The organism is Acinetobacter sp. UBA6526, from assembly GCF_002434875.1.
GTDB lineage: Bacteria > Pseudomonadota > Gammaproteobacteria > Pseudomonadales > Moraxellaceae > Acinetobacter > Acinetobacter venetianus.
The window spans coordinates 1-586 of sequence record NZ_DJLC01000143.1; the positions used below are offsets into that span (position 1 = coordinate 1).

A 586-nucleotide genomic window follows, 5' to 3' on the forward strand; every position below is an offset into this window, starting at 1 on the left:
GAATATTCAGGGCTTTTTTATTGATTATTCAGTTTTATTGTTGACTCGAATCCATATTTGGCTGCGTCCTAATACAGAAACACCGACATAGCCACGTAAATGTAAACGCTGTCCATTCGAACTCAGTTTTGTCGTGAGGCTATACATGCGACCACTGTTAGGATCTAAAATTTTCCCACCAGTATATGTTAAATCTTTTTTGTGCTTGAGTTTAGTGATGACGTTTAAACCTAAGATTGGTTTATTGGTATAGGGTGCAGGACAACCCGTACAGAATTCTTTTGGCGTATATCCTGTGCGAGGCGTGATTTTTGTAACCTTGCCCGTATAGGTGCCATCTGCATTTTGAGTAATTTCAACTTGCCCTTTAGGTGCACCCGTAAGGTCATCTACACTTTGCCAAGTTCCTGTAATATCTTGTGCAAATGTTAGATGGCTTAGCCCCATGAATAAAAATAGTGTAATGAGTTTTGTATACATATTTAAGCCGCTCAGCCTATATTCTTGTCCCTCTATTATTTCGGATTTCTAATAATAGATTCAATCTTTATTTTACAATTGTGCATTTTTATTAATTGTTGAAATT

1 protein-coding gene is annotated in these 586 nt (G+C 36.7%); it reads right to left on the bottom strand.

Going from position 1 to position 586, the window contains the following annotated elements; translation table 11 throughout:
• Window positions 1–24: 24 nt before the first annotated feature.
• Window positions 25–480, bottom strand: a complete 456-nt coding sequence (locus B4237_RS09360; protein ID WP_004877494.1) for a DUF2147 domain-containing protein — start codon at window positions 478–480, stop codon at window positions 25–27.
• Window positions 481–586: the final 106 nt, after the last annotated feature.